Here is a 2,420-nt window from a genome sequence, read left to right as displayed (position 1 = left end):
GTGGTGGGGCAGGTGGCGGCGGTGGTGTCCTGGTGGGTGAGGTTGCCGGCCTCGTCGAAGCAGTAGAGCCAGGACGCGGTGCGGGTGCCGGAGGAGTTGGTCTCCTTGGCGTAGGACAGGCGCCCGGCGCTGTCGTAGGTGTAGGCGGTCTTGAGGTTGGTGGCGTGGTCGGTGCGGCTGTAGATCTTGGTGCCGGGGGCGCCGGATGCCTGGGTGTAGGTGTAGGTCAGGTCGACGAGGGTGGTGGCGCCGTTGGTCGTCTTGACGGCGGAGGGCTTGCCGTCCTTGTCGAGGGTGACCTCCTGGACCGTGCCGCCGGGGTAGTAGGTGTGGGTGCGCCCGTCGTTGTTGTTGTACTTGTACGTCGTGGTGCGGCCTGCCGGGTCCTTCAGCGATTCGAGGCGGCCGGCGTCGTCGTAGGTGTAGTGGGTGGCACCCATGGGGTCGGTGTACGTGTCGAGGTCACCGGCGGCGGTGTAGGCGAGGGTGGCTTCGGAGTCGTCCTGCAGGGAGCGGAAGTACTCGCGGGAGAGGGTGTCGTAGGCGTAGTCGGTCTCGCCGGTGGCGTCCTTGCGCCAGGTCTGGTTGCCGTCGTCGTCGTAGCGGTATTCGACGGTGGCGTTGGTGGAGGAGACCTTGGTGACGCGGTCGCGGTCGTCGTAGACGTAGATGGTCTGGATGCCGCGGCCGTCCTTGACGATCTCGGGCCGGCCCGCGTAGTCGTAGCTGATCGTGGTCTCACCCAGCGGGGCGGGCGGGGCGATGGTCTTGAGGTTGCCCTTGGCGTCGTAGGTGAAGGACGTCTTCTTGCCGCGGTTGTCGGTGACCGAGCACTTCTGGCCCTTGAACCCGCCGCAGGTGGGGGTGGCCGGGTTGTAGTCGGCGGTCGTCGTTCCGCCCCCGGTTCCGGTGACGGCGACGGACGTGGTGTTGCCGACGGCGTCGTAGCCGTAGTCGGTCTTGTTGCTGTCCGTACCGGTCAAGGTCCCGGGCACGTCCATGCCGGCTTTGGTCAGCCAGCCGGTCATCTGTGCGGTGGCGCCGCTGGGGAGGGCGGCGGAGACCGGGTTGTTGCGGGAGTCCCACCCGTAGGTCGTGGTGTTGCCCGGGTCGTCGCCCGTGCCCAGGGCGTCGACGGCCGTGGACGCCATGTGGGCCAGGTAGGTGGTGGAGCGGGAGTGGGTGAGCGGGTCGGTGACCTTGGTGACTTCACCGTCCGCGTTGTGGACGTACTTCGTGGAGTCGCCCTCGGGGTCGGTGACCGTCGTCGTCCCTGCCGCTGTGGCCGTCGAGGAGGAGTAGGCGTATGTCCAGGCGGGCCCGGTGGTACCGCCCTCGGTGGACGCCCGCAGCATGGAGGTGACCCGGTTCTGGGTGTCGTAGCCGAAGCGGGTGACACGGTTCATCGGCGTCGTGACCGACACGATGCGGCCTGAGGAGTCGTAACCGAAGGCGGTGGTCGCCATGTTGGTGTCGGTGACCGCGGTGAGCCGGTCCTCGTCGTCGAGGTGGTAGGAGACCTGCCGGCCGGTGTGGTCGGTGGCGTGCCACCAGCCGCCGCCGTCGTTGGTGACGTCCACCCACCGCCCGGACCGGGTTTCGGTGATCTTGAATCCGGCTCCCGCGCCGTGCGAGGTGACGGTGATGACTCCGCCGTTGCGGTCGGTGGCCTTCGACAGGAGTCCGGCGGAGGTGTAGGTGTCCTTCGTGCCGGACTTGCGGTCGGTCAGCGTGTAGGTGCCGTCGCTGTTCTTCACCAGGTCCCGCGAGTAACCGGCAGGAGTGGTGAACGTACCGTCGCTCTTCTTCGCGAAGGACACGGTGGCCCCGCTGGAGTCGTACCAGAGGACCTCGGTCGTCGACGACGTCTCCAGACGGCGCTCGTAGGTGAACCACGAGCGCTGCGACATCGCCCCCGCCGGGGCGTCCAGGGAGTTGTACGTACGGGCCAACTGCAGACTCTGCCCGACCCCGGCGATGTCGAAGTCGGTACCCGCGAGCATCAGGTTGCCCGTCGAATAGTCCACCCGCACCACCAGCGCGTCCGTGAGCCGCGTGTCGGCTATCCGGTGCCAGGGGACATCCCCTTGCCCCTTCGGAACACCGGCCAGCAGGGCGTCCGTCGCGGGGCCAGTCTCAGGGTCGGCCGATGCCGTGAGTGCCGAGGTCGGCGAGGTTGCGGTCGGGTTCTGCTTCCGGGCCAGGGCCGCGGCCCCGGCCGCGTCACGCGCACGGTTGGTGCGGTCCCGCTCGGCCTCCAGCCACGCCGCCCGCTCCCCCGACGCCGGCGCGGCCGCTGCGGAGGCAGGCGCACGGTTCACACCGACCTGTACCTCGGGCTTCTCCAGCTTCTGTTCCTTGTTTCCCCACACCGAGACCGGCGCGGGCTGCTCGTCGGCCAGGGCTGGCAACGCCGCACC

The 2,420-nt window shown here is 68.8% G+C and carries 1 protein-coding gene; it reads right to left on the bottom strand.

All coding sequences use genetic code 11. The features are described from left to right. Nucleotides 1-2,420 (bottom strand): DUF6531 domain-containing protein (locus tag ACFZAX_RS35400; protein ID WP_390967088.1); only part of this gene is annotated, 2,420 nt, incomplete at both ends.

The organism is Streptomyces sp. NPDC008125 (assembly GCF_042957125.1).
Taxonomy (GTDB): domain Bacteria; phylum Actinomycetota; class Actinomycetes; order Streptomycetales; family Streptomycetaceae; genus Streptomyces.
This window is presented reverse-complemented; position numbering and strand designations above follow the sequence as displayed.